This is a genomic window from Rhizohabitans arisaemae (genome assembly GCF_025996515.1).
GTDB classification, from domain to species: domain Bacteria; phylum Actinomycetota; class Actinomycetes; order Streptosporangiales; family Streptosporangiaceae; genus Rhizohabitans; species Rhizohabitans arisaemae.
The window spans coordinates 1,156,045-1,182,983 of sequence record NZ_BLRH01000034.1; the positions used below are offsets into that span (position 1 = coordinate 1,156,045).

The window sequence follows — 26,939 nt, forward strand, 5'->3', positions numbered from 1 at the left end:
GCGCTGCGCCGTACCCGGATTTCACGTGCTTGTTTTCCGCGTGCATCGAGAAAGGCCCGGAATTGGCCTACTTCCCGCATCCCCGCCGTAGAACGTGGCTTGCCACCTCGACGGTTCTGCTCTCCCTGTCCCTGGTCGCCGCCCCGGCGGCGAACGCCGACCCGTCCCCCGCCCCCCTCCGGATCGAGAAGGGCAAGGTCGCCCTGGTCAGCGTGTCCGCGACCACCAAGGAGCAGCATCTGAAGGTCCACGGCATGGACCTGGACACCAACCGCGTCACCGCCGACACCATCGAGCTCCTGCTCTACAGCACCGAGGAGGCCGACCGGCTGCGCGCCGCCGGCTTCACCCCCCAGGTGCTCATCGACGACGTGGAGGGGGACAACAAGCGGGCCCGCGACACCGAGGACGCCAAGGCCCGGGCGCTCCAGACCGATCCGAGCCAGGCCTCGACGCTGCCGACGGGCCGGGTCTCGTACCGCACGCTGAGCGAGACCAACGAGGAGATCGCCGAGCTCGCCCGCCGCTACCCGACCAAGGTCAAGCGGTTCAAGATGCCGCACAAGTCGCTCCTCGGCACCGACATCTGGGGCCTGGAGATCAGCCGCAACGTCTGGTGGCCCACGGGCAAGCCCGAGTTCCTGATGACCGGCATGCACCACTCCCGGGAGTGGCCGACCGTCGAGCTCACCATGGAGTTCGCCCACGACCTGCTGCAGAACGACCGCCGCGACCCGCGGATCACCCGCCTGATGGACAACGCGAAGCTCGTCATCGTGCCGATCGTCAACCCCGACGGCTACGACATGTCCCGCAGCCTGATCCAGGAGCAGAAGCGGAAGAACTGCCGGGTCGAGGACGGCAAGATCCCCACCCGGGAGCAGTGCGCGGACCCGGCCAACTTCAGCAAGGGCGTCGACCCCAACCGGAACTACGGCGCCTTCTGGGGCGGTCCGGGCGCCGGCACCGGCGGGACCGCGGGCAACTACCGCGGCGCCGCGCCGTTCTCCGAGCCCGAGATCCAGAACATGCAATGGCTGCTCTCCAACCACCAGTTCACCGTGGCGATCAGCAACCACACCCCGGACGCCCGGGTGCTCCGGGTGCCGAGCGCCCCGAACGAGCCCCGTCCGGCCGACGAGGCGGCCTACGACGCCACCGGGCGCGAGATCGCCGTGCACACCGGCTGGCAGACCGGCCCGTGGCCCGAGATCTACTACAACGCCAGCGGCACCACCGAGGAGACGGCCTACTACACCTCCGGAACCTTCGCGTTCACCTTCGAGAACACCCCGGGGCACTCGGGGACCTACACCTTCCACCCGCCGTACCCCTTCGTGGTCGACCAGTACCGCGGCACCGGCACCTACGTGGGCTCCAACGTGCGTGAGGCGTTCCTGACCGCCTTCGAGGCCGCCGCAGACGCCAAACGGCACTCGGTGATCAGTGGCCGGGCTCCCGTGGGCCGCGTTCTCACCATCGAGAAGAACTTCCAGCTGGAGACCTCGGAGGTCACCAACCCCGACGGCACCACCGGCGCCGTCCAGACGATGCCCTACAAGATCAAGTCCCAGATGGTCACGCCGCTCGGCGGGCGGTTCGCCTGGCACGTCAACCCATCGGTCCGCCCCAGCCAGCACGAGAGCGTCCACATCCAGGAGTCGTACACGCTCACCTGCTCGCTCATCAACGGCAAGGTCCGCAAGCGGATCCCCGTCACGGTGACCCGCGGCGAGACGGTCAACGTCGACCTGCGCCGCTGCTGACGGCGGTCCCCCGATAGGCCGGGTCCGGGCTCGCAACAGCGGGCTCGGACCCACCATCGTGTACGGGCTCCGCCACCTGACGGCCGTACCGGCGCGGAACACCACGTCACGTGGCCGGGGCTGGCATCCCCCGGAGCGCGCCGGCCACGGCCCCGAACCCGTACCGCGGCGGCGCCGCCTCGTACTCCGCCTTCGCCCGCGAAAGCGGATGGTGCCCACCGGCGTCGTGGCGCGCCGGAAGAGCCCGCCGGCGGCGAACGGCTCCGGTCCGTCGTCGTCCGTGCGGAGAGTGCGGACCCTCCGCCCGGTGGGGACTCAAGCCCTGAAGGAACGTCCGGTGGGCCGTCGGCGTTGAAAAGGTGTGGGACACTCCGCCCACACCGCGACTCACCTGTGACACGGACCGTCCGTGACCGAGAAGATGGAGACATGGCGCTACTGCTGTTGCTGGCCTTCCTCGCAGTCCCCGCCCTGGAGATCTGGCTGATCATTCAGGTCGGCGGATTGATCGGGGCGTTCCCCACCGTTCTGGTGCTGCTCGCCACGGGTGTGCTCGGAGCCGCGATCATGCGTCGTGCGGGGCGGCGGGCGTTCGCCGCCCTCCAGGACGGACTCAGGTCCGGGGTCCTGCCGGACCGCGAGGTGTCGGACGGCGCCATGGTGATGACGGGCGGGCTGCTCCTGCTCATCCCGGGTTTCCTCAGTGACGCCGTGGGGCTGCTCTTCCTGATCCCGGTGACCAGGCCGCTGGTCCGCCGGTTCCTGAGCTGGTACGGCGCCCGCGGGTCCGCCCTGGCGAACCAGGAACCGCGGCAGCCGTACCCGCATCTGGACGACCGGATCCCGGGGATGCACCGGAACCAGGAGGAGTCCCGGCAGGCCCCGCCCCGGATCGTCCGCGGCGAGGTCGTCGACGACGATCGCGGCTGATCGGGCGGAAGGTCAGCGCCTGCTCCGCGCGGCCCGGCGTCGCTCCAGCCGCTCGGGGAACCCGGTCAGCCCCCAGAAGGTGATCCGCCAGAGCGCCTCCACCATGATGCTCCGGCTCATCTTGCTCGCCCCGACGGTCCGGTCCACGAAGGTGATCGGCACCTCCCTGACCCGCAGCCCGTGGCGTACCGTGCGCAGGGTGAGATCGATCTGGAAGCAGTAGCCCTGCGACATCACCTCGTCGATGCCGATCTTCTGCAGGGTGGTCGCCCGGTAGGCGCGGAAGCCCGCGGTCGCGTCACGCACCGGGAGGCCGAGCAGGAGCCGGGTGTAGAGGTTGGCCCCCCGGGAGAGGAACTCGCGCTTGGCCGGCCAGTTGACGACCTTCCCACCGCGCACCCACCGGGAGCCGATGACCAGGTCCGCGCCTCGCGCGAGCCTGTTCAGCAGCGAGGGGAGCTCCTCGGGCTGATGGGAGCCGTCGGCGTCCATCTCCACCAGGACGTCGTACCCGCGTTCGAGTCCCCAGCGGAACCCGGCGATGTAGGCGGCACCGAGCCCCTGCTTGCCGGGGCGGTGCAGGACGTGGACCGCATCCGGTGCCGCGGCGGCGAGCTCGTCGGCCACCTTCCCGGTGCCGTCGGGGCTGTTGTCGTCGGCGATGAGGACGGAGGCGTCCGGCACCGCGGCACGGACGCGCCCCACAATGGCGCCGATGTTCTCCCGCTCGTTGTAGGTCGGGATGATGACGAGTACCCGTCCGACGTCGCTCATGCTTCAGCCTCCCCGCCCGCCGGGCGACGGCGCCGGGACTTGACGGCCGCCACCGCGACCGCACCGAGGCCGAGGAGGGTGAGCGCCCACTCCTGCATGCCCCCGAAACGGGTCGCCGGCGTCTGCCGTGTTCCCACGTGTACCGTGTCCACTCGCACTTCGGGCACGAACTCCTCGGTCTGCCAGCGCACCCGCCCATCGGGTTCGACGACCGCACTGACTCCGGTCGTCGCCACGGTGACGACGGTCCGCCCGTGTTCCACGGCGCGGAGCTGGGACATGGCCAGTTGCTGCTGGGGCAGGCCTGTGAAGGCCCAGGTGGCGTTGTTGGTCTGCACCACCAGTGGACCGCCGCTCTCCTGCGCCGTGCCCCGTACGACACCGTCGAAGGCGATCTCGTAGCAGTTTACGGCCCCGACGACGACCGGGCCGAGACGTAGCGCCCCCGGAGTGTCCCCCGCCAGGGTGTCCCGTCCGGCCAACCGCAGACGGTCGAAGTATGGCATGAGAAGATCCCGGAACGGGATGAACTCCCCGAACGGCACGGGCTTCTGTTTGTTGTAGGAGGCGCCCGGACCGGTCACCGGGTCCCAGACGATGCTCCTGGTCTGCCGGTGCACCCCGTCGTCGGCCCGGACCACCGCACCGACCAGGACGGGGACGCCGATGTCCCGCACCGCGTCATTGATGATCTTGTACGCCTCGGGGTCGCGGTACGGGTCGATGTCGGTGGAGTTCTCCGGCCAGACGACGACGTCGGGCCGTTGCATCCGGCCCTCCCGGACGGCCTTGGCGAGCTCATGGGTCTTGTTCGCATGGTTCGCCAGCACGACCCCGGCCTCGTCGCCCAGGAAGTACATCCCCCGGCCCGGCACGTTCCCCTGGACCACGGCCACCTTGACGGCCGGCCCGGTCGGGGTCGGCCGCGGCAGTACGGCGCCGAGCGCGGGCAGCGCCAGCGCGGCGGCCACGCCGAACGCCAGGGCGCGCCCCCGAAGCGTGACCGCGAGCGCGATCAGGCCCCCGGTCAGCGCGACCAGGAAGGTGACCAGAGCGGCCCCGCCGACGGCGGCGAAGGCGGTGTAGGCGGTGTCCCCCTGGCTGAAGGCCACCCGCGCCCACGGGAAACCGCCGAACGGGAACGCCCCCCGCGCCTGCTCCTGGGCCACCCAGAGCGCCGCGGCCCAGACCGGCCAGCCCGGCAGCCGGACCACCGCCGCGATCGCCGCGCCGAGCAGGGCGAAGAACAGGCTCTCGGCGGGCGCGAGCATGAACCAGGTGTCCCAGCCGATGACGGTGACCCACCGCAGGGCCGGGAAGAAGAAAGCGGCTCCCGCCACCAGGCCGAGCCAGGCGCCGCGCCGGGCCCGGCAGCCCTTGACGGCCAGGGTGATCGACGCGATCCCGACCGGGGCGAGCGGCCACAGCGCGATCGGCTCGAACGAAAGGTAGAGCAGGACCCCGCCGACCACCGCGGCGACGATCCGGAGCCAGGGGACGTCCCCGGCCCGACCGGCGGGCGGCGCGGCCTCGGTCTGGCGGGTCATGGTCTTGTTCGACACCGGCGGGGGTCTCCTTGCCCGGGCTGTGACGCCCGATCCCCGACGGGCCTTGTGACGTCCTAAGCACGGTACCGCCACGGGAGGGCGAGCTCCAACCGGCACGGCGCGGAAGAGGGCCCGGACAACCCTTCGGACCGGTTCCGTCCCGTCGGCGGCGAGCGCGGAGCTCCGTTGTCTACTGGGTGTCCGGGCCCTTCCCGGGTCCAACCCCCCGCCCGATCAGGGTGCCCCGACCCGACAAGAAGCCGTGTCTGCGCCTGGCTGCTCGGACGAGGTCTCCCCCGCCACGGGCGCAGAATCCGACGTTGTCAGGGGCGGCCGACCGGTTGGTCCCGTGCTGGACTGGGCAGCAAACTACCCACCTCAGCGTGGATGTCAACCGCCTCCCGATCTGGGGGAACACCAAGTTTTCGCAGCTAGGACGCTTCCGACGAGTGGCACTATTGCCGCCTTGGTTCGGCAGTCGGCCATATCCCTGTTCACCCGGCACAACTCCCTCCCCCCAATCCCCGCGCAAGGGGACATTCACCTGAGTTCGTTCCGGTGAGAGCCCCCCGGTCAAGCCCCCTGCCGCGGCACGCCGGAGCCACCGTCCCGGACATCACTTGGCGATCACGGACCTTGGGCAAAGCCACGCCAGCGGATGTGACACGGGTGCCACACGGCTGGCCTGCGGACCGATGGACGGGGTTTGCCCGCCGTCATCGGCCGAGCGGCTCCAGCCGGGCGAGCGCCGCGGGCAGCGTCCCCGTGTGGACGACACCGAGCCGCCGCGTCGCGCGGGTCAGGGCGACGTAGAGGTCGCTCATCCCCCGCGGGGACTCCCCGGCGATCCGCTCGGGCTCCACCACGACCACCGCGTCGAACTCCAGCCCCTTGGCCTGCCCGACCGTGAGCACGGCGACCGGCGCGTCGAGCACCGCCGCGGGCGCCTCGGCCGTCGAGGAGGGCACGGCCTCGGCGACCAGGGCCTCCACCGGACCGAGCAGGTCGGCGGGGACGAGTACGGCGAGCCTGCCGTCCCCGACCGCCGCCAGCTCCGCGGCGACCACCCCGGCGAGATCGCCGTGGCCGTCCAGGCGCCGGGCCCACGGGAGGGAGTCGCCCTCCCGGACCGAGCGGGGCGGCTCGGCGCCGGGGTCGATGTGGGTGAGCACGTCCGCGGCCACGTCCATGATCGGAGTGGGGGTGCGGTAGTTCACGCTCAGCCGCTCCCTGCGCCACCTCCCGGCCGCGTACGGGTCGAGCGCCTCGGCCCACGAGCGGCTCCCCGCGGCCGACCCGGTCTGGGCCATGTCCCCGACGACCGTCATGGATCGGGAGGGGCAGCGCCGGGCCAGCATCCGCCAGGCCATCGGGGAGAGCTCCTGCGCCTCGTCCACGATCACGTGACCGAACGCCCAGGTCCGGTCGCCCGCCGCCCGTTCCGCGGTGGTCAGGTACGCGTCGTCGCCCCGCTGGCGCTCCGCGAGGAGGGAGGCGTCCATGATGTCGTCCATGCCCAGCACGCTGAGCACCTCCCGGGCGTAGGTGAGGCGCTCCCGGTCCTCCTCGGCCTGGCGGGCCGCCGCCTTCAGCACCCCCGCGTCGATCTCCCCGAGCAGCTCGGCCGCCTCGTCCAGGAGCGGCACGTCCGAGACCGTCCACCATTCCCGGCCCGCTTTCGGGGGCTCGCGGAGCAGTGCCTTCCGCTCGGCCTTCGACAGTTTCGGCGCCGCCTCGGCGAGCCGCTCGGCGGAGGTGAACAGGCCGACGAGCAGCTGCTGCGGGGTGAGGTACGGCCAGAGGCGGTTCAAGGTCACCCGCACCTCGGGTTCCTCCCGCAGCTCCTCGCGGAGGTCGGCGAGGTCGGCCTCGCTCAGCGCGCCCCGGCCGATGCGCCTGGCCGCCTGGCGGGTCAACGCGCCGAGAACCTCCCGGATGAAGATCTTGCGGGCCTCGTTGTACGGCTTGCGCGAGCGCCGGGCCCGGTTCCGCGCACCCTCGCAGGTCTGCCGGTCCAGGCGGAGCGTGTCCCCCGCGATCCGGACCTCCACCGGCGCCCCGGGGAGCCGCTGCCGGTCCAGCACCGCCTTGGCGATCACCTCCGCCATCCGCGCGTCGCCCTTGATCGCGGCGGCGGCCGGCGGGTCCTCGGCTTTGGCGTCGACCCCGGGGTAGAGCCCGCCGACGGTGGAGAGCAGGACGTCGGTCTCCCCCAGCGAGGGCAGCACCTGGTCGATGTAGCGCATGAAGACGGGGTTCGGGCCGACGATCAGCACGCCGCGCCGCTCCAGCCGTTCCCGGTGGGTGTAGAGCAGGTACGCCGCGCGGTGCAGGGCGACGACCGTCTTGCCGGTGCCGGGGCCGCCTTCGACCACCAGCACCCCGGCGAGATCGGAACGGATGATCCGGTCCTGCTCGCCCTGGATGGTGGCGACGATGTCGCGCATCCGCCCGGTCCGGCTCTCGGCGAGGGAGGCGAGGAGCGCGGCCTCGCCGTTGAGCGTGTCCCGGTCGGAGTCGCTCAGCGCGTCCAGGTCGAACAGGTCGTCGTCGACGCCGACGACCCGGCGGCCCTTGCTCCGCAGGTGCCGCCGGCGCACCAGCCCCAGGGGCACGGCCGGGGTCGCCCGGTAGAAAGGCTGGGCGACCGGCGCGCGCCAGTCGATCAGGAGCCGGTCCTGCTCGTCGTCGGAGAGCCCGATCCGCCCGATGTAGAGACGTTCCCCGGCGGCGGAGTCGAGCCGGCCGAAGCACAGCGCGTTCTCGACGGCCCAGAGCCGGGCGAGCCGCTGCGAGTACATCCCGGCGAAGGAGTCGCGCTCGGACCTGGCCTGGTGGGTGCCGCTCGCCCCCTGGCGCAGGACCTCCTCCAGCTGCGCCGAGGTGCGCGCGCGCAGCGCGTCGAGCCGGGCGTACAGCCGTGACACGTACTCCTGCTCCCGGGCGAGCTCCGCTTGCCGCCTGCCTACCGTCCCACTATTGTTCGTAGTAATAGGACTCTCCACGCCTTATCGTCTATTGCACCCCAAAAAGGGTGAATTCATCACAATTATCCGAAGATAGGGCAAACCTTCATCCTAGCAGTCTACGAGGCCGACTTTCCGGCCGCGTGATCGCCGCGCCGCCGCCGAACCCCCACGCCGGAGCGGATGTGCCACCGTACCGCCGCACGGCGCCGATCACGATCCTTCTCGCCCGCCGCGCATACATTCCGGGTTCGCGGCAAGACCGGACCCCGGGCCCGGATTCACCGGGACCGCCCGGCGCGACGACCGAGGCGCACCGGGGTACCGGCCGTACCGCCGCCGTCGTCGGCCTGGGCGGACCCGACGGCCCGCCCGGTGGTCGCTCCGGCACGGCCACGGCGTCGCCTGCGTCACCCGCGGGCCCCACGACCACACCCGCGTCGCCGAGATCGCGGCGGCGCCCGGCGACGACATCGATGTCGCCTGACCCGGCGGCGCCGGCCTTTTGCCGCGGGCACTGTGATCGGCCCGGCCGCAGGCCCGTACCGAGGCATCCGTCGCGGGGAGAACCCGAGCCGTGCTCATATTCCCTGCTCCTCGCGTCACGAGTTGATTGCGACGCACCGTCCACCTCTTGACGAGTTGGGAAACATTCCTTACTTTCTCATCAAAGTTAGGAAAGTTTCCTAACTTGGAGGGGGCGCCTTTCCATGAGTCGGTCCACGCCCGACCTCCCGGGGACACCGGGGACACCGAGCCTGCTTCGCGCCATCAACGACCGGGCCGCCCTCCGGGTCCTGCTGGAACGGGGACCGCTCACCCGGCCCGAGCTCGCCGGTCTCATCGGGATCTCCAAACCGACCGCCTCCCAGCTCCTCTCCCGGCTCGCCGATGCCGGGCTCGTCATCCTCGACGGGATCCGGGAGGGCCTCCCCGGGCGCACCGCCGAGGTCTACCGGATCAACCCGTCGGCCGCCCACGTGGCCGGGCTCGACGTCACCCCCCAGCGGATCGCCGTCACGCTCGCCGACCTCGTCGGCTGCCCCGTCGGGGAGTACCGGCTCCAGACGCCCGGCCGGTCCGGCGGTGACGTCGTCGAACGGGTCCGGGCCGCGCTGCGGGGGGCGTGCGAGGTCGCCGGGATCGGCCCGGACGCCCTCCGCCGCGTCGTCATCGGCATCCAGGGCGCGGTCGACCCCGGCACCGGCCGGCTCGGATACGCGGCCCACATCCCCGGCTGGCACATCCCCCGGCTCGTCGACACCCTCCGCGCGGGGCTCGGCACCGGCGTCGACGTGGAGAACGACGTGAACCTGGTCGCGCTCGCCGAGCAGGCGCGCGGCACGGCCCACGGACACCGCGACTTCGCGCTCCTGTGGGTCTCCGACGGTGTGGGCATGGCACTCGTCCTCGGCGGCCGGCTGCACCGCGGCTCGACCGGCGGCGCGGGAGAGATCGGGTACATGCCCGTACCCGGCGCACCCGGCGCCCGCGACGCCGGTCGCCACGCCACCCACGGCATGCAGGCCCTGGTCGGCGGGCCGACCGTCCTGAAGGTGATGCGGTCGTACGGCTACCGCGGCTCGGACCCGGCCGCCGCGGTCCGGACCGCCGTGACCGCGGCCGAGAAGGCCGACCACTCGGCCCACGCGGCGCTGCGCGACCTGGCGGGCAGGCTCGCCACCGGGCTGGCCCCCGTCACCGCCATCGTCGATCCCGAGATCATCGTCCTCACCGGCGACATCCTGCTCGCCGGCGGCGAAACGCTCCGGGGGCTGGTGGAGCTGGAGCTCCACGCGCTCACGATCCCCCGCCCCCGGCTGGTGCTGTCCACCGTGGAGGGCAACCCCGTCCTCACCGGTGCCCTCGACCTCGCCCTCACCACGGTGCGGGACGAGGTGTTCGGTTCCACCGTCTCCTGACATCCCCCCGAAGCCCTAGGAGGCAACCCCGTGCGCCGACGACTATTCACGGTTCTCCTCGCCGGATCCACCGCCCTCTCCCTCACCGCGTGCACCGCGGGAGCGCCGCCGGCCGGCCCGGAGGCAGGGCCGAAGAAGGAGGAGCCGCAGACGATCACGCTGTGGCACGGCTTCAGCGTCGACAGCGAGGTCAAGGCGTTCTCCGACGCTCTCGCCCTCTTTAAGACGAAATATCCGCATATCACGGTGAATGCCGTGAAGGGCGTGGACGACGATAGGATCATCCAGGCGATCCGCGGCGGCACCCCTCCGGACGTGGCCGCCTCCTTCACCACCGACAACGTCGGGCAGTTCTGCAAGACCGGCATCTTCCAGGACCTCAAGCCGTACCTGGAGGCCGCCAAGGTCGACATCGACGTCTTCCCGAAGGTCGTGCAGTCCTACACCGAGTTCGAGGGCAAGCGGTGCGTGATGCCGCTGCTCGCCGACGCCTACGGGATGTACTACAACAAGGCGCTGATGAAGGGGAAGCAGCCGCCGAAGACGCTCTCCGAGCTCACCGCCCTCGCCAAGGAACTCACCGTCCGCGAGCCGAACGGGGACATCAAGGTCGCCGGGTTCCTGCCCAGCGGCGACTTCTACGAGAACTCCGCGAGCCACCTCGGCCCGATGACCGGTGCCAAGTGGTACAACCCGGACGGCACCTCGGCCATCGGCTCCGATCCCGCCTGGAAGGCCCTGCTGACCTGGCAGAAGGAGCTGGTCGACTGGTACGGGCACGACAAGCTGGAGAAGTTCCGCAAGGGCCTCGGGGACGAGTGGTCGGCGGACAACGCCTTCCACAAGGGCAAGGTCGTCATGCACGTGGACGGCGAGTGGCGCAACGCGATGCTCGCCAACACGGCCCCCGACCTGGAGTACGGCACCGCGCCGCTCCCGGTCGCCGACGACAGGCCCGAGCTGTACGGGGGCGGTTTCGTCTCCGGGACGATCGTCGGCGTGCCCCGGGGTTCCAAGCACCCCCAGGCGGCCTGGGAGCTCATCCGGTTCCTCACCACCGACACCGAGGCACTGGTGACCCTGTCGAACGGCACCCGCAACATCCCGACCACCCAGGCGGCCCGGCAGTCGCCGAACCTCAAGAAGGACGCCAACTACCAGACCTTCCTCGACATCTTCGACAACCCCAACATCAGTACCCTCCCCTCCCACATCAACAGCGCCTTCAACCAGGAGACCCTCCAGGAGTTCATCACCCGGTACGAGGCCGGCCGGGCGACCGACCTGGCCGGCGGGCTCGCCAAGGTCGACAAGACGATCAACGATCGCCTCAGGCTCTCGGCCGGCTGAGCGCGACGGCCCGTGACCGCCTTCCTGAAGCCGCGTGCGCCGTCACCCCGGTGGCGGCGCCGCGGCACCGTGCTTGCGCTGCTGGCCCCGTGGCTGATCGGTTTCACGGTCTTCTTCGCCTATCCGATGGCCAGCACCGTCTACTACTCCTTCCACCGGTTCGACCTGTTCACCGCGGAGTTCATCGGGCTCGACAACTACTGGTACTTCCTCGGCGACGAACGCGCCCATCTGGCGTTCCGGAACACCCTGTGGCTCGTCGCGGTGCTGGTCCCCGCCCAGATGGTCTTCGGCCTGGGGGTCGCCCAACTGGTCGTGCGGCTCAAGGCCGGGGCCGGATTCTTCCGTACCGTCTTCTTCCTGCCCAGCCTGGTGCCCACCGTGGCGGGGACCGTCGGCTTCGTCTTCCTGCTCAACCCCGCGACCGGCCCGGTCAACGGGCTGCTCTCCGCCGCCGGGATCGAAGGGCCCGACTGGTACGGGGATCCCGCCTGGGCCAAGCCGGGTCTGGTCCTGCTTGCGCTGTGGGGCATCGGAAACCTTATGGTGATCTTCATGGCCGCCCTCCTCGACGTCCCCCGGCACCTGTACGAGGCGGCGGCGATCGACGGCGCCGGGGCCCTGCGGCAGTTCCGCAGCATCACCCTGCCGACCATCTCCCCGGTCCTGATGTTCTCCGCGGTCACCGGGGTGATCCAGGCGATGCAGTACTTCACCCAGGCCTGGATCACCTCCCGGGTGGCGGCGGGCGCCACCGACTCGCCGGGGAGCAGCTACACCCCGGGCTACCCCGACGGCTCCCTGCTCACGTTTCCGCAGTGGCTCTTCCAAACCGCCTTCCGGGACTTCAGCATGGGGTACGCGAGCGTGCTGGCCCTGATCATGTTCGTGATCTCCATGCTGTTCATCCTCATCCTGCTGCGCCGATTCCGCGCCTTCGGCGACGAGGGGGCCTGACCATGAGTGCCGACACCGTCCCGGCCGCCGGGTCCGCGCAGGACCGCCTTACTCCCCCCAGCCGGCCTCGGCGGATGCCCCGCGCCACGCTGTACTGGATCGCCAAACACGCGCTGGCGATCGCGCTCGCCTTGATGTTCTTGGGACCGCTCGTGTTCATCGCCCTGACCGCGCTGATGACCGACGCGCAGGCGCTCACCTCGCAGCTGTGGCCGCAGAGCTGGAACTGGGGCAACTTCTCCGAGATCTTCACCACGACGCCGCTGCTGCGCTGGATCGTCAACACGATGGTCTACTCGCTCTCGGCGACGGCGCTGATGCTGGCCTCCTCCGTCCCGGTCGCCTACGCGCTCGCCCGGATCCGGTTCCGCGGCCGCAAGACGGCCTTCCTGCTGGTGATCCTGATGATGCTGCTGCCGCCCCAGGTGGTGGCGGTGCCGATCTACACCCTGTGGGCGAGCATGGGGCTCACGAACTCCCTGTGGCCGCTGATCATCCCGATGGTCTTCGGGGACGCCTTCTCGATCTTCCTGCTGCGGCAGTTCATGCTGACCATCCCCCGGGAGTACTCCGACGCGGCCCGCGTGGACGGGTGCGGTGAGTTCACCACCATGCTGCGCGTCATCCTCCCGATGGCCAGGCCCGCGATCGCCGCGGTCGCGCTCTTCCAGTTCTTCTACTGCTGGAACGACTACTACGGGCCGCTGCTCTACGCCTCCACCAACGCGGACAGCTGGACGCTGTCGCTGGGGATCGCCTCGTTCAAGGCACTCCACAGCGTCCAGTGGAACCTGACGATGGCGGCGACGATCCTGGTCATGGCACCGGTGATCATCGTGTTCTTCCTCGCTCAGAAGGTGTTCATCGAAGGAGTCACATTGACAGGAGTCAAAGGATGAAACTCGCCGTAGTCGGGGGCGGTTCCACCTATACACCGGAGCTGATCGACGGATTCGCCAGACTCCGCGACGAGCTGCCGCTCTCGGAGATCGCGCTGATCGATCCGGACACCGAACGGCTGGCGCTGGTCGGCGGGGTCTCGGCCCGGATGCTGGCCCGCGCCGGGCACCCGGCCAGGATCACGACCACGACCGACCTGCGGAAGGGGGTCGCGGGCGCGGGCGCCGTACTGCTCCAGCTCAGGATCGGCGGCCAGGCGGCCCGGCACGTCGACGAGACGCTCCCCCTGGCCTGCGGGTGCGTCGGCCAGGAGACCACCGGGGCGGGCGGGCTCGCCAAGGCGCTGCGGACGGTCCCGGTCGTGATGGACATCGCCGAGACGATCGCCGCGCACGCCCCCGGCGCCTGGATCGTCGACTTCACCAACCCGGTGGGCATCGTCACCCGGACCCTGCTCGACGCCGGGCACCGGGCGATCGGGCTGTGCAACGTGGCCATCGGCTTCCAGCGCCGCTTCGCCGCCAACCTGGGGGTCGAGCCCGGCCGCATCTCCCTGGGCCACGTCGGGCTCAACCACCTCACCTGGGAGCGGTCGGTCCACCTCGACGGGGAGGACGTCCTGCCCGAGCTCATCGCCAAACACGGGGAGCGGATCGCCGCCGACCTCCGGCTGCCGGTGGACCTGATCCGCCGGCTGGGCGTCGTGCCCTCCTACTATCTGCGCTACTTCTACGACCACGACGCCGTCGTCGAGGAGCAGCGAACCAAACCCTCGCGCGCCGAAGACGTCAAAGCGGTCGAGGACGAGCTGCTGGCGCTCTACGCCGACCCGGCGACCGACACCAAGCCGAAGGTCCTGGAGAAGCGCGGCGGGGCGTTCTACTCCGAAGCCGCGGTCGCCCTCGTCGCCTCCCTCACCGGGGACCGCGGCGACGTGCAGGTCGTCAACGTCCGCAACGGCGACACGCTGCCCTTCCTCCCCCGCGACGCGGTGATCGAGGTCCCCGCGAAGATCACGGCCGCGGGAGCCGTACCCGAGCCCGTCGCCCCCGTGGAGCCCCTGTACGCGGGTCTCATCGCCCACGTCGCGGCCTACGAGGAGCTCGCCGTCGACGCCGCCCTGCGCGGCGGGGCCGACCGGGTGGCCACCGCCCTCCTCGCCCACCCCCTCATCGGGCAGACCTCGGTCTCCGACGACCTCACCGACCGGCTCATCGCCGCGAACCGGGCCTACCTCCCCTGGGCCCCGGCGTGACGCGGCGCACGATCCTGGCCGTCGACGGAGGCAACAGCAAGACCGACGTCCTGCTGCTCACCGAAGACGGCGAGGTCCTCGCCACCGCGCGAGGCCCGGCCTTCATCCCCCAGTCGGCCGGGGTCGAGGCCGCCATCGACGTGGTCGCGGACGCCGTACGGGAGATCTTCGCCGACAGCCCGGTCCCCCCTGCGGTGGACCACGTCGCCGCCTACGTGGCCGGCGCCGACCTGCCGAGTGAGGAGGAGGCCCTCCAGGCGGAGCTGATGCGGCGCGGCTTCGCGACGGAGGCCGAGGTCGGCAACGACACCCTGGCGCTGCTGCGCGCCGGAGCCTCCGCCGACTGGGGGGTGGCGGTGGTCTGCGGGGCCGGCATCAACTGCCTGGGCCGGGGCCCCGACGGCGCGACGGCCCGATTCCCCGCGCTCGGGCGGATCAGCGGCGACTTCGGGGGCGGGTACGGCATCGGCGAGGAGGCGCTCTGGCAGGCGGCCCGCGCCGAGGACGGCCGGGGCCCCGCCACGGCCCTGGTGGAGGCGGTGTGCGCCCTGTTCGGCAAGGGCTCGGTCCAGGACGTCTCGATCGCGGTGCACACCGGGGAGATCCCGGCGGCGCGCCTGCACGAGCTGACGCCGGTGCTCCTGGCCGTGGCCGAGGCCGGCGACCCGGTGGCCCGCTCGGTCCGTGACCGGCTCGCCGACGAGGTGACCGTGCTCGGGACGGTGGCGCTGGGGCGCCTCGGCCTGCTCGGCTCCCCCTGCGAGGTCGTACTGGGCGGCGGGGTGCTCGCCGCGCGGGAGCCCGGGCTGATGAGCGCGATCGAGCAGCGGTACGCCGTACGGGCTCCGCAGGCCAAGCTGGTGGTCGCCGACCTGCCGCCCGTCGTCGGCGCCGCCCTCCTGGGGCTGGACCGCCTGGACGCGCCGCAGTCGGCCAAGGACCGGCTCCGGGCCGGGTTCACTCCTCGCTGAGGTCCGGGGAGCGGTGCTCGTACGGCGTGCTGAGCACGACCGTGGTCCGGGTGGAGACGCCCGCTGAGGATCGGATCTGCTGCAGCAGTTCCTCCAGCGCCAGCGGCGACTCCACCCGGACCTTGAGGATGTAGCTCTCCTCCCCGGCCACGCTGTGGCATGCCTCGATCGCCTTCAGATGGGCGAGTCTGACCGGGGCGTCGTCGGGCGCCGCGGGGTCGATCGGTTTGATCGAGACGAACGCGGTGAGGGACTGCCCGATCTGGTCGTAGTCGACCAGGGCGGTGAACCCGCGGATCACCCCCCGTTTCTCCAGGCGCCGCACCCGCTGGTGGACCGCGGACACCGACAGTCCGGTCTCCTTGGCCAAATCGGTGAAACTCATCCTGCCGTCTTGAGCGAGCAGGGCCACGATTCGCCTGTCGATCTCCTCCACGTGAGAACGGTAGCGCCGACTCGTCACGGCGGGGACTCCCCTCCTTCGTTCAGATGACATTTCACACTCAACAAGGTCACAACCGTGAAAACTCCTTCCAATCGCTTGACAAGGGGGGGTGGTTGGTAAGAAATTTTTCCACGTACTAATAGGAAACTTTATTGAAAGAGGTTCTACCTCGTGACCGAGCACGCCACCACCGCCGGGAGTGGAACCGTGCGTGTCCGGATCCACAGCATGCAGGCGGAACTGACCGGAGCCCTCTCCCGGGTGGCGGAGATCGTTCTCACCGATCCCCAGACGGTGGCCAGGGCCACCATCGTGGAACTCGCCGAACGTAGTGGCACCTCCCCCGCGACGGTCACGCGCTTCTGCCGGGCACTGGGCTTCGCCGGCTACTCCGACCTTCGCCTCTCCATCGCCGCGGAGACCGGCCTGTCCGCCCGGCCCTCCGGGTGGACCGCGGACATCGGCCGGGAGATCCAGCCCAACGACCCCCTCGCCCGGGTACTGGAACATCTTGTCGCCGCAGACCAGGTCGCCGTAAGGGAAACCGCGGAACGACTCGATCTCAACCAGATCGAGCGGACCGCGGAGGCCATCGCCCGAGCGGGCCGGGTCGAGATCTACGGCGTGGGCGGCTCCGGGCTGGTCGGCGCCGAGCTCCAGCGCTGCCTGCACCGGATCGGGGTCCCGTCCTGGTGGTGGTCCGACACGCACAGCGCGCTGGCCGGCGCGGCCCTGCTGCGCCCCGGCGACGTCGCGATCGGCATCTCCAACAGCGGGCAGACCAGCGAGACCATCGAGGCGCTCGCCGAGGCCGCATGCCACGACGCGACCACGGTGGCCCTCACCAGCCACCCACGCTCCCCCCTCGCCGAACTCGCCGACATCGTCCTGTACACCTCGGCGCACGCCAGCACCTTCCGCGCCGAGGCCCTGTCGGCCAGGCATCCGCAGCTCATCGTGCTCGACCTCGTCTACATCGCGGTCGCCCAGCGAACCTACGAACGAGCACACGCCGCGTTCCAGATCACCGCGCGAGCGGTGACCGGGCATCGGGCCCAGGATCACCCGTCCACGTTGCGTCGCCGAAGGGGTGGCACTTCGTGAAGGAATCCGGCACGATCACCCCCCAAGACCGCGAACCGAGATCGGTTCGCAGTCGTCCCGATCGGGACGAGCCCAACCCAACCCTCGAGTCCCGGTGCGGCGGCAGGCCCCGCCGTACCAACTGACCCGAACCCGAGGAGAATCACATGTCCAACCCCCCAAGCCGACCCTCCGAGGTGTCGCGACGTTCCATGATGCGGGGCCTCGGCCTCGCGGCCGTCGCCGTCCCCGGCGCCGGTGTGCTCGCCTCGTGTGCCACCGCCTCCCCCACCCCCGAGGCGGCCCCCTCGTCCGCCGCCGCGTCGTCGGGGGCGACCTCGCCGGAGAACCCGTTCGGCGTGAAGGCGGACGCCCCCCTCGAGGTCGTCATCTTCAAGGGCGGTCTCGGTGACGCCTACGCCACGGACATCCACCAGCCGCTGTACAAGAAGAAGTACCCGCAGGCGACGATCAAGCACGTTCCCACCCAGCAGATCGCGCAGACCCTGACGCCTCGGTTCGCCAGCGGCGACGTGCCCGACATGATCGCCAACTCGGGCTCCGACCTCATGGACAACGGCGCGCTCCACCAGGAGGGCCAGCTCACCGAGCTCACCCAGCTCTTCGACGCCCCCTCCATCGACGACCCGAACAAGAAGGTCCGGGAGACCCTGGTCCCCGGCACCGTCGAGTCCGGGCTCATCGACGGCAAGCCGTTCGTGATGAACTACGTGTTCACCGCCTTCGGCCTGTGGTACGACGCCGCCCTGTTCGAGAAGGAGGGCTGGGCCCCGCCGAAGGACTTCACCGAGTTCAAGGCCCTCTGTGAGAAGATCAAGGCCAAGGGCATCACCCCGTTCGCGTACGCCGGCAAGAACGCCGCGTACTACGCGTACTGGATGATCTGCATCTCCGCCGCCAAGATCGGTGGCAACCAGGTCCTGGTCGACCTCGACAACCTCACCGAGACCTCCTGGACCAACGACTCGGTCAAGCAGGCCGCCGCGGCGTGGGCCGAGATCGGCAAGACCTACATGGACAAGAGCTTCGAAGGGCTCATCCACACCGAGGTCCAGACCCGGCAGAACCAGGGCAAGGTCGCTTTCTACCCCTCGGGCTCCTGGCTGGAGAACGAGCAGAAGAAGCAGACCCCCGACACCTTCAAGTACGCCATCTGCCCCACCCCCAGCGTCACCGCGGCGGACAAGATGCCCTACGAGGCCATCCGCGCCGCCGCCGGCGAAGGCAACATCATCCCGTCCAAGGGCAAGAACGTCCCCGGCGGGCTGGAGTACCTGCGCATCATGCTCTCCAAGGAGGGCGCGCGCGGCTTCACCGAGAAGTCGGGCAACATCACCGTGGTCAAGGGCGCGGCCGCCGGCCTGGCCCTGTCCCCCGGTAACACCAGCGTCGCCGCCGCGCAGGATGCGGCCGGCGAGAACATCGTCACCTTCAGCAGCTTCGAGGGCTGGTACAAGGAGCTGGAGACCGAGCTCCGCAAGCAGACCAACGCCCTCATGTTCGGCCGTATCACCGCAGACCAGTTCTGCGCGGCGATGCAGAAGAAGGCCACCGCTGTGAAGAACGACTCCTCCATCACGAAGCAGACGCGGAGCCTGTAGTCATGAGGCACGGCAAGTATCCGTTCATTGTTGGCTTCCTCATCCTTCCGGTGATCCTCTACGTGGTCTTCGTGATCGGGCCGTACGTTCAGGCCTTCCAGATCGCGTTGACCAACTGGAAGGGTGTGTCCGCCACACCGCAGTACATCGGCCTGGAGAACTTCACCAAACTCTTCGAGGACGAAGTCTTCTGGGCCGCAGTACGGCACCATGGTGTCCTGCTGCTTGCCGTGCCCGCGATCACGATCGTTATCGCCCTGTTCTTCTCCTTCCTGCTCAACGTGGCGGGAGGCTCCAAGGGCGGTAACCTCCGGGGAATCTGGGGGTCGAAGTTCTACCGCGTGGTGTACTTCTTCCCCCAGGTCCTCGCGGTCGCCGTCGTGGGCGTGCTCTTCCAGGCCGTCTACCGCCCCGACGAAACCGGCGTGCTCAACGGCCTGCTCAACCTGGTGGGCATCGACAACATCGGCTGGCTCGTCAACACCGACCTCGCCCTCTGGTCGATCATCGGTGTGATCATCTGGCAGGGTGTCGGGTTCTACGTGGTCCTGTTCTCCGCGGGCATGGCCTCGATACCCAAGGACGTCTACGAGGCGGCCGCGCTGGACGGCGCGGGACGGTTCCGCCTCTTCTTCAGCATCACCCTGCCCCTGCTGTGGGACACCGTCCAGGTCTCCTGGGTCTACCTGGGCATCGCCGCCTTCGATGCCTTCGCCCTGGTCCAGGTGCTCTCCGTGGACCGCGGTGGACCGGACAACGCGACCACCGTGCTGCCCTTGGAGATCTGGCGCAACGCGTTCACCTACTTCAAGTTCGGCTACGCCTCGGCGATGGGGGTGGCGCTGTTCTTCATGACCATCACGTTCGCCGCACTGACGCTCCGCGTCACCCGGCGCGAGAAGATTGAGTTCTAGGACGGCCGATGATGAAGACTTCGAATCGCCCGGATGCCTCGGCCCGGTCTCGTCCGTCCCAATCGCGGCGCCGCGGGCACCGCTCCCCCAAGTCCGACGTCAAGGTGTTCTCGAACCTGTCCCACGTCGCGCTCGCGGTCTGGGCCCTCCTGGTGATCCTCCCGATCCTGTGGACGTTCCTGGCCTCGTTCAAGACGAACACCGAGATCTTCGGGGATCCGCTCGCCCTCCCGGAGAACTACGGGTGGGACGCCTGGGGACGGGCCTGGGAGAAGGCTCGCATCGGCGAGTACATGCTCAACAGCATCATCGTCGTGTTCTTCGGGACGGCGGGGACGATGCTGCTCGGGTCGATGGCCGCCTACGTGCTGGCGCGGTACCGGTTCCCCGGCAACCGGCTCATCTACCTGATGTTCGTGTCGGGCCTCACGTTCCCGATCTTCCTCGCGCTGGTCCCGCTCTTCCTGATCGTGAACAACCTGGGACTGCTCGGCACGCACACCGGCCTGGTCCTGGTTTACATCGCGTACTCGCTGCCGTTCACCGTCTTCTTCCTGGCGGCGTTCTTCAAGACCCTCCCCACCTCGGTGGCCGAGGCCGCGATGATGGACGGCTGCTCCCACACCCGGACGTTCTTCCAGATCATGTTGCCGATGGCGAAGCCCGGCATGATCAGCATCACGATCTTCAACGTGCTCGGCCAGTGGAACCAGTACCTCCTCCCCATCGTGCTCCTCCCGGGGAACGTGCAGGACAAGTGGGTGCTCACCCAGGGCATCGCCAACATCTCCACGAACGCGGGGTACGAGGCCGACTGGCCCGGGCTGTTCGCCGCGCTCAGCATGGCGATCATCCCGATGATCGTCGTGTACGTGATCTTCCAGCGGCAGATCCAGTCCGGCCTCACCAGCGGGGCGATCAAGTGACCGGGTTTTCCACCATCTTTACCTGATAAGCCTCCCGCCTCGGGAAAGACCGGGCGGGCGCCGAGCGGACCGGGGATGCCGCTCAGCGCCCGCCCTTTTCCATGCCTTTCGCCGCCACCGCGGCCCGGGTCGACGCGACGTCCGCTCCCCGGGAACAAGTCCCGCTTCAGGGCTGCACGAAGATCGCTACCACGGCATTTCGGGATGAATTCTGCCCGTCGTTTCACGGGTTTCCGCCCGACTTCAGGGCAGGTCACCACATGACTCGTTTCGCTCCGTAATCGGCCGGGTACAGTCTGTGCATGTCGGGCATGGGTGAATCGCCCTCGGCGCTCACCTTGCCCATCAAATGACCACTTCGCACCGTCTTGCGCCTCACAGCGTGTGACGACGAAAGGCAACAATGAAACGCTTAGCGATTGTGCTGACGGTATCCGCAGCCGTTTTCCTTCCGGTCGCCGCCTACGCGCAGCAGGCTCCCGCCGCTGCCCCGGCCACCGTTCAGACCATGCCCGCCGCTCCTGCGCAGGAGTCCGCACCTCTGCGTCTGGCGAGCACCACCAGCGCCGCCCTGCAGACCCGTACGGTCAGCTCCACGGCCGCCGACTGCTGGCGGGGTCGCTGCTGCCGCCGCTGCTGCGGCTGCGGCTGCCGCTGCTGCCACCGCAGGACCTGGGGTCGGCACTTCGGCCGGCACCACCACCATCACCACCACCACCACCGGCACCACCACTGCTTCCAGCACCACCACAACTGCTGCCACCACTGTGGCCACCACCACCACGGCCACCACTGTGGCCACCACCACCACGGTGGCGAGAACGGCGAGGAGTGAGCAACGTCGCTCACGAGCTTCGGCTCCTTCGCCGGTCGCGTTGAGCGGCTAGGTGACAAGCAGAAAGATCTCGCCGGCTTGACAGGCGAGACCTGAAGATATGCCGGGCGCGTCTCTCCTACGGGAGGCGCGCCCGGTCCATTCCGTCCCAGGGCGCGACCGGACCCGGGCCCTCGCCCGTCCCGCGTCGTGCCGGAAATCCGGTTGCCCGGTGCACGCCCCTCTCGCCACGCTTGATCGCGTGAACACGCCCTATCGGCAGATCCGTGCCGCGTACACCGCGGACTCGATCACCGTGTACCAAGCATACGACCCCGCGATCAGCGAACCCGCGATCGCCGCGCGGCGTTTCGTGGAACCGTTCCGCCGCAACCGGATGACCTGGATCAAGCCGTCGTTCCTGTGGATGATGTACCGGTCCGGCTGGGCCGGCAAGCCGGGCCAGACCCGGGTCCTGGCCATCGAGATCACCCGCAGCGGATTCGAATGGGCGCTCGCGGGCGCCTGTCTCAGCCACTGCGAACCCGGAGCCGACCGGGCCGCCTGGAGTCGCCGGCTGCGGCGGAGCCCGGTCCGCCTCCAGTGGGACCCCGAACGGGGCCCCCGCCACAACGCCTTGCCGTATCGGTCCGTCCAGATCGGGCTCTCCGGCGAGGCGGTCGACCGCTACGTCGACGAGTGGACCCTCGACATCGCCGACGTCACCGCCCGCGTCCACGGGATCCACGCCGCCCTCCGCGCGGGCGAGGACGTCACCGGTTCACTCCCGGCGGAACGCCCGTACCCCCTCCCGGCGGATCTGGCCGAGATCATCGGCGCCACCCGGAAGCCGCCGGCCTGACCGCCTCTCCCGCGGAAAACCCGGTCAGGCGTCCACGACGACCAGGTCGCGCGGCCGGTTGTTGAGGCGTTCGCCGCCGCTCTCGGTGCAGACCACGATGTCCTCGATCCGCGCGCCGTGCCGCCCGGAGAGGTAGACCCCCGGCTCGACCGAGAACGCCATGCCCGGCTCCAGCCGCCGGGTGTTCCCCGCGACGATGTAGGGGTCCTCGTGGGTCTCCAGGCCGATCCCGTGACCGGTGCGGTGGATGAAGTACTCGCCGAAGCCGGCGTCGGCGATCACCTGGCGCGCCGCGGCGTCCACGGCCTCACAGGTCGTCCCGGGCCGGACCGCCCGGCACGCGGCCTCCTGGGCCCGCCGGAGGACCTCGTAGGAGGCGAGGAAGTCCGCGGGGGGCTCGCCCACCGCATAGGTGCGGGTGGAGTCCGAACAGTAACCGCTCGGCATGGTCCCGCCGATGTCCACGACGATCGGATCCCCGGGCCGGACGACCCGGTCCGACAGCTCGTGGTGCGGGCTCGCCCCGTTCGGACCCGACGCCACGATGACGAAGTCCACGGTCGCGTGCCCGGCGGCGAGGATCGCCTCGGCGATGTCCCGGCCCACCTCGCGCTCGGTCCGCCCGGCCTTGAGGAATCCGGGCACCTGTCGGTGCACGGCGTCGATCGCCGCGCCGGCCTCGCGCAGCGCGGCCACCTCGGGCGCCGATTTCCGTATCCGCAGCTCGCCGAGGACGGTCCCGGCCAGGACCTGCTCGACGCCGGGCATGGCGGCCCGCAGCCGGAGCGACTGCATGGCCCACATCCGGTCGGCCACGCCGACCGCGGCGAGCCCGGGGATCCGCCGGGCGACGAGCCCGTACGGGTCGTCGGTCTCGTCCCAGGCGAGGAACTCCACGCCGAGGCGGCCGGCCGGCGAGTGCTCGGCGGCGGCCACCTCGAGCCGGGGCACGACCAGGAACGGCTCGCCGGCCGCCGGGACGACCAGGCAGGTGAGCCGTTCGAGCGGGACGGCGTCGTAGCCGGTCACGTAGCGGAGATCGGGTCCGGGTGTCAGCAGCAGGGCGCCGAGCCCGGCGGCCCGGACCGCCTCGCGGGCGCGGTCGAGCCGGATGGCCGGATACAGGTCCGAGGACACGTCGTTCACCCCGACAATCTACCCTCCGCCTCGCCCGGGCACCCGGCTCCGGATGCCAGGATGGCTCCATGTCCAGGCTGATGCTTCTCGACACCCCGTCCCTCTACTTCCGCGCGTTCTTCGGCGTCCCCGAATCGGTGACCGCGCCCGACGGCACGCCGGTCAACGCCGTCCGCGGGCTCATCGACATGATCGCGACGCTGGTGCGCACCCACGCGCCCGACCGGATGGTGGCCACGATGGACGCCGACTGGCGGCCGGGGTTCCGGGTACGGGCGCTGCCGTCGTACAAGGCGCACCGGGTCCAGCCGGACGGGGGCGACCAGGTCCCCGACACCCTGTCCCCCCAGGTGCCCGTCATCGAGGAGGTCCTGGACGCGCTCGGGATCGCCCGGGTCGGGGTGGCCGGATACGAGGCCGACGACGTGATCGGGACGTACACGGCCCGGGCCGACGGCGCCGTGGACATCGTCACCGGCGACCGGGACCTGTTCCAGCTCGTGGACGACGCGGGGCCGGTCCGGGTCCTGTACACCGCCAAGGGGATCAGGAACCTGGAGATCGTCGACGAGGCCCGGGTGACCGAGCGCTACGGCATCCCCGGACGGGCCTACGCCGAGTACGCGGTGCTGCGCGGCGACCCCAGCGACGGGCTGCCCGGGGTCTCCGGGGTCGGCGACAAGACGGCCGCCGCGCTCATCACCCGATTCGGCTCGGTCGACGCCGTGCGCCGGGCCGCCGAGGCCGGGCGCCGGGACGGCTTCCCGCCCGGCAGCCTCGCCAAGATCAACGCGGCCGGCGACTACCTCGACCGCGCCCCCGGGGTCGTCCACGTCGCCCTGGACGTCCCGCTGCCCGCCGTCGACGTCGCCCTGCCCGGCAAACCCCGCGACCCCGAGCGCCTGGCCGACCTGGCCGGCCGCTGGGGGCTCGAAAGCCCCCTCGGCCGCCTCCTGGCCGTCCTGTCCTGACCTCGCCGCAGGCCCGGCCCCCGCGACCGCGGGAGTCCCGCGGTCGCGGTCAGGTGATCGACGAGTAGGCCACCACGCCGCGCTTGAACGCGGCCATCGCCTTGCGCGCGGTCTCCCGCACCTCCTCGTCCGTCGCGGCCGCGGTGATCTGGTCGAGCAGGTCGAGCAGCTGCTTGGCCGCCCGGACGAAGTCACCCGCCGCCAGGTCGGCCTCGGTCAGCACCGCGTCGAGGCTGTGCCCCTTCGCCCACCGGTAGGCGACCCGGGCGAACCCGAAGTCGGGCTCGCGCAGGAACGCCAGCCCGTGGTCCTTCTCGACCTCGTCCAGCTCGTTCCAGAGCCGGACCATCGCCGCCATCGCGTTCTGCGCCCCTCCCGCCAGGGCGTGCGGCGGCCGGTCGTCGTCGGCGGCGCGCGACTCGTACACCAGCGCCGAGACGCAGGCGGCCAGCTCGGCCGGGTCCAGCCCGCGCCACACACCTTCCCGCAGGCATTCGGCGGTGAGCAGGTCGAGCTCGGTGTAGAGCTTGGCCAGTCGGCGGCCCCGTTCGGTCACGGTCTCCCCGTCGAGGTAGCCCAGCTCCTCCAGCAGGCCGCAGACCCGGTCGAAGGTCCGGGAGATGACGTTGGACCTGCTCTCCACCCGCTTCTCCAGCCCCTCGGTCTCCCGCAGCAGCCTGAAGTAGCGCTCGGCCCACCTGGCGTGGTCCTCACGGTCGTCGCACCCGTGGCAGGGGTGCTGCCGGATCCGGCGGCGGAACTCGGCGACCCCCTCGTCCTCCGCGGTGTGATCCCGCACCCTCGGCGGCTTCCCCAGGTCCCGCCCGGCCAGCTTGGCGTGGAGGCCGGCCACCAGGTCGGCGCGAGAACGCGGCGAGCGGGCGTTGAACGTCTTGGGGATCCGGAGCCGCTCGACCGGCTCCACCGGCACCGGGAAGTCCGTCGGCGGCAGCCGCTTCACCTGGCGGCCCTCGGTGAGGACCAGCGGCGACGGGCCCTCGCCCCGGCCGGTGACCCCGGGGTCGAGGACGACGGCGAGCCCCGCCCGCCGACCGCCCGGCACCCGGATCACATCGCCCGGCCGCAGCCGCTCCAGCGACCGGAGGGCCTCGGCGCGGCGGGCCGCGCCACGCTGCCGGGAGAGCTCGGACTCCCGATCGGACAGGGCACGGCGCAGCGCGGCGTACTCGGGGAAGTCCCCGAGGTGGCAGGTCATCGCCTCCCGGTAGCCCTCCAGTCCCTCCCGGGACCGCCGGACCTGCCGGGCGAGCCCGACCACCGCGCGGTCCGCCTGGAACTGGGCGAAGGACGCCTCCAGCAGGCGCCTGGCCCGCTCCCGGCCCACCTGGCCGACGAGGTTGACCGCCATGTTGTAGGAGGGGCGGAAACTGGACCGCAGCGGGTAGGTCCGGGTGCTGGCCAGACCGGCCACCGACAGCGGGTCCACCCCCGGCTGCCAGATCACCACCGCGTGGCCTTCGACGTCGATGCCGCGCCGCCCCGCCCGTCCGGTGAGCTGGGTGTACTCCCCCGGGGTCAGGTCGGCGTGCGTCTCGCCGTTCCACTTGTCCAGTTTCTCGATGACCACGGTCCGGGCCGGCATGTTGATGCCGAGGGCGAGGGTCTCGGTGGCGAACACCGCCCGGACCAGCCCGCGGACGAAGAGTTCCTCCACGACCTCCTTGAAGGTCGGGAGCATCCCCGCGTGGTGGGCGGCGATGCCCCGCTCCAGCCCGTCCCGCCACGAGAGGTAGCCGAGGACGGTGAGATCCTCGTCCGGCAGGTGCGCGCAGCGCTCGTCGACGATCTTACGGATCTCCCTCCCCTCGGACTCGGAGGTGAGCCGCAGCCCGGTGTACAGGCACTGCTGGACGGCGGCGTCACAGCCCGCCCGGGAGAAGATGAAGGTGATGGCCGGGAGAAGCCCCTCGGCGTCCAGTTTCTCGGTCACGTCCGCACGGCTGGGGGCGACGAAGCGCCGGGGGCGGCTGTAGCCGCGCTTCAGACGGGCGTGACGCCGCGCCTGGGCCTCGCGCATCTCGTCCCGGGATATCCGCATCAGATCGGGGTTGAGACGCCGTGATTCGTCCTCCTCGTCGACGAAGAGGTCGAAGATCCGGTTGCCGACCAGCATGTGCTGCCAGAGCGGGACGGGACGGTGCTCGTCCACGATGACCGTGGTCTCCCCGCGGACCTCGCCGAGCCACTCCCCGAACTCCTCGGCGTTGCTCACCGTCGCCGAGAGCGCGACCAGGCGCACCGACTCCGGCAGGTGGATGATGACCTCCTCCCACACCGCGCCGCGAAACCGGTCCGCGAGGTAGTGCACCTCGTCCATCACGACGTAGCCGAGCCCGCCGAGGGTGGCCGAGCCGGCGTAGAGCATGTTCCGCAGGACCTCGGTCGTCATGACGACGACGGGCGCCTCCCCGTTGACGCTGTTGTCCCCGGTGAGCAGGCCGACTTTCTTGGCACCGTAGCGTTTGACCAGGTCGTTGTACTTCTGATTGGACAGGGCCTTGATCGGGGTGGTGTAGAAGCACTTGCGGCCCTCTTCCAGGGCGAGGTGTACGGCGAACTCGCCGACCACCGTCTTGCCCGAGCCGGTGGGGGCGGCCACGAGCACACCGTCCCCCGCCTCCAGCGCCCTGCAGGCATCGATCTGGAACTCGTCGAAGTCAAAGTCGTACAACGTACGGAAGGAGCGTAACGCCGTGCCGTTGTCCCTCAGCTGACTACGAAAAGCGGCATACCGCTGAGCGGGCGTCGTCATACCTCCGCAGCCTACCCAGCACCGAAGGGTGTTCCAGATCTCGGCCGGTCCGTC

General features: G+C 70.4%; 21 protein-coding genes. 15 read left to right on the forward strand and 6 right to left on the reverse strand.

Going from position 1 to position 26,939, the window contains the following annotated elements:
- Nucleotides 1-62 precede the first annotated feature (62 nt).
- A complete protein-coding gene (locus tag RUR_RS20850) occupies nucleotides 63-1,766 on the forward strand; it encodes a M14 family zinc carboxypeptidase (RefSeq protein ID WP_283136778.1) in 1,704 nt (567 codons plus the stop codon).
- Nucleotides 1,767-2,195: 429 nt separating this feature from the next.
- The gene (locus RUR_RS20855; RefSeq protein WP_283136779.1) at nucleotides 2,196-2,696 is read left to right on the forward strand and encodes an FxsA family protein; all 501 of its coding nucleotides are present in this window, start codon (nucleotides 2,196-2,198) and stop codon (nucleotides 2,694-2,696) included.
- 12 nt (nucleotides 2,697-2,708) lie between these two features.
- Here the strand turns inward: RUR_RS20855 and RUR_RS20860 are convergent, their stop codons facing one another.
- From RUR_RS20860 to RUR_RS20870, 3 genes are all read right to left on the reverse strand, one after another.
- On the reverse strand, nucleotides 2,709-3,470 hold the full coding sequence (locus RUR_RS20860; RefSeq protein ID WP_283136780.1) for a polyprenol monophosphomannose synthase: 762 nt from the start codon (nucleotides 3,468-3,470) through the stop codon (nucleotides 2,709-2,711).
- Nucleotides 3,467-5,032, reverse strand: a complete 1,566-nt coding sequence (lnt, locus tag RUR_RS20865; protein ID WP_283136781.1) for an apolipoprotein N-acyltransferase — start codon at nucleotides 5,030-5,032, stop codon at nucleotides 3,467-3,469. Before lnt ends, RUR_RS20860 begins: the two co-directional genes overlap by 4 nt.
- 701 nt (nucleotides 5,033-5,733) lie before the next feature.
- Complete coding sequence (locus RUR_RS20870) at nucleotides 5,734-8,022, reverse strand: HelD family protein (protein ID WP_487250720.1); 2,289 nt, start codon at nucleotides 8,020-8,022, stop codon at nucleotides 5,734-5,736.
- Nucleotides 8,023-8,693: 671 nt separating this feature from the next.
- On the opposite strand from RUR_RS20870, the gene RUR_RS20875 reads away from it, so the two are divergent.
- The 6 genes from RUR_RS20875 to RUR_RS20900 are packed head-to-tail and all read left to right on the forward strand — an operon-like array spanning nucleotide 8,694 to nucleotide 15,338.
- Nucleotides 8,694-9,905 (forward strand): ROK family transcriptional regulator, encoded by a 1,212-nt coding sequence (locus RUR_RS20875; protein WP_283136783.1) that lies wholly within the window; start codon nucleotides 8,694-8,696, stop codon nucleotides 9,903-9,905.
- Between the two features lie 30 nt (nucleotides 9,906-9,935).
- Nucleotides 9,936-11,255, forward strand: a complete 1,320-nt coding sequence (locus RUR_RS20880; protein WP_283136784.1) for an ABC transporter substrate-binding protein — start codon at nucleotides 9,936-9,938, stop codon at nucleotides 11,253-11,255.
- A gap of 12 nt (nucleotides 11,256-11,267) precedes the next feature.
- Nucleotides 11,268-12,212, forward strand: a complete 945-nt coding sequence (locus tag RUR_RS20885) for a carbohydrate ABC transporter permease (protein WP_283136785.1) — start codon at nucleotides 11,268-11,270, stop codon at nucleotides 12,210-12,212.
- Between the two features lie 2 nt (nucleotides 12,213-12,214).
- A complete protein-coding gene (locus RUR_RS20890; protein WP_283136786.1) occupies nucleotides 12,215-13,111 on the forward strand; it encodes a carbohydrate ABC transporter permease in 897 nt (298 codons plus the stop codon).
- The gene (locus RUR_RS20895) at nucleotides 13,108-14,367 is read left to right on the forward strand and encodes a 6-phospho-beta-glucosidase (protein WP_283136787.1); all 1,260 of its coding nucleotides are present in this window, start codon (nucleotides 13,108-13,110) and stop codon (nucleotides 14,365-14,367) included. The genes RUR_RS20890 and RUR_RS20895 overlap by 4 nt, the downstream gene beginning before the upstream one ends.
- The gene (locus RUR_RS20900; protein ID WP_283136788.1) at nucleotides 14,364-15,338 is read left to right on the forward strand and encodes an N-acetylglucosamine kinase; all 975 of its coding nucleotides are present in this window, start codon (nucleotides 14,364-14,366) and stop codon (nucleotides 15,336-15,338) included. Before RUR_RS20895 ends, RUR_RS20900 begins: the two co-directional genes overlap by 4 nt.
- Here RUR_RS20900 and RUR_RS20905 read toward each other — a convergent pair.
- On the reverse strand, nucleotides 15,325-15,774 hold the full coding sequence (locus tag RUR_RS20905) for an Lrp/AsnC family transcriptional regulator (protein WP_283136789.1): 450 nt from the start codon (nucleotides 15,772-15,774) through the stop codon (nucleotides 15,325-15,327). The two genes, RUR_RS20900 and RUR_RS20905, sit on opposite strands and share 14 nt — an antisense overlap.
- A 180-nt stretch (nucleotides 15,775-15,954) precedes the next feature.
- Here RUR_RS20905 and RUR_RS20910 point away from each other — a divergent pair, with 180 nt between their 5' ends.
- The 6 genes from RUR_RS20910 (at nucleotide 15,955) to RUR_RS20935 (ending at nucleotide 22,004) form a co-directional block, all read left to right on the forward strand.
- Nucleotides 15,955-16,887, forward strand: a complete 933-nt coding sequence (locus RUR_RS20910; protein ID WP_283136790.1) for a MurR/RpiR family transcriptional regulator — start codon at nucleotides 15,955-15,957, stop codon at nucleotides 16,885-16,887.
- A 146-nt stretch (nucleotides 16,888-17,033) separates the two neighbouring features.
- A complete protein-coding gene (gene ngcE / locus RUR_RS20915) occupies nucleotides 17,034-18,488 on the forward strand; it encodes an N-acetylglucosamine/diacetylchitobiose ABC transporter substrate-binding protein (protein ID WP_283136791.1) in 1,455 nt (484 codons plus the stop codon).
- Nucleotides 18,489-18,490: 2 nt separating this feature from the next.
- Nucleotides 18,491-19,402 (forward strand): carbohydrate ABC transporter permease, encoded by a 912-nt coding sequence (locus RUR_RS20920; protein WP_283136792.1) that lies wholly within the window; start codon nucleotides 18,491-18,493, stop codon nucleotides 19,400-19,402.
- 11 nt (nucleotides 19,403-19,413) lie between these two features.
- A complete protein-coding gene (locus RUR_RS20925) occupies nucleotides 19,414-20,328 on the forward strand; it encodes a carbohydrate ABC transporter permease (RefSeq protein WP_283136793.1) in 915 nt (304 codons plus the stop codon).
- Nucleotides 20,329-20,836: 508 nt separating this feature from the next.
- On the forward strand, nucleotides 20,837-21,163 hold the full coding sequence (locus tag RUR_RS20930; RefSeq protein WP_283136794.1) for a hypothetical protein: 327 nt from the start codon (nucleotides 20,837-20,839) through the stop codon (nucleotides 21,161-21,163).
- A 241-nt stretch (nucleotides 21,164-21,404) separates the two neighbouring features.
- Nucleotides 21,405-22,004: a DUF4291 domain-containing protein gene (locus RUR_RS20935; protein ID WP_283136795.1), complete on the forward strand. Its 600-nt coding sequence runs from the start codon at nucleotides 21,405-21,407 to the stop codon at nucleotides 22,002-22,004.
- A gap of 24 nt (nucleotides 22,005-22,028) precedes the next feature.
- Here the strand turns inward: RUR_RS20935 and RUR_RS20940 are convergent, their stop codons facing one another.
- Nucleotides 22,029-23,141, reverse strand: a complete 1,113-nt coding sequence (locus RUR_RS20940) for a M24 family metallopeptidase (protein WP_283137062.1) — start codon at nucleotides 23,139-23,141, stop codon at nucleotides 22,029-22,031.
- A gap of 68 nt (nucleotides 23,142-23,209) precedes the next feature.
- Between RUR_RS20940 and RUR_RS20945 the strand changes: the two genes are divergently transcribed.
- Nucleotides 23,210-24,112: a 5'-3' exonuclease gene (locus tag RUR_RS20945; RefSeq protein WP_283136796.1), complete on the forward strand. Its 903-nt coding sequence runs from the start codon at nucleotides 23,210-23,212 to the stop codon at nucleotides 24,110-24,112.
- Nucleotides 24,113-24,161: 49 nt separating this feature from the next.
- On the opposite strand, the gene RUR_RS20950 is transcribed toward RUR_RS20945, so the two are convergent.
- Entirely contained in the window at nucleotides 24,162-26,885 is a 2,724-nt protein-coding gene (locus RUR_RS20950) for a DEAD/DEAH box helicase (protein ID WP_283136797.1), read from the reverse strand.
- Nucleotides 26,886-26,939 lie beyond the last annotated feature (54 nt).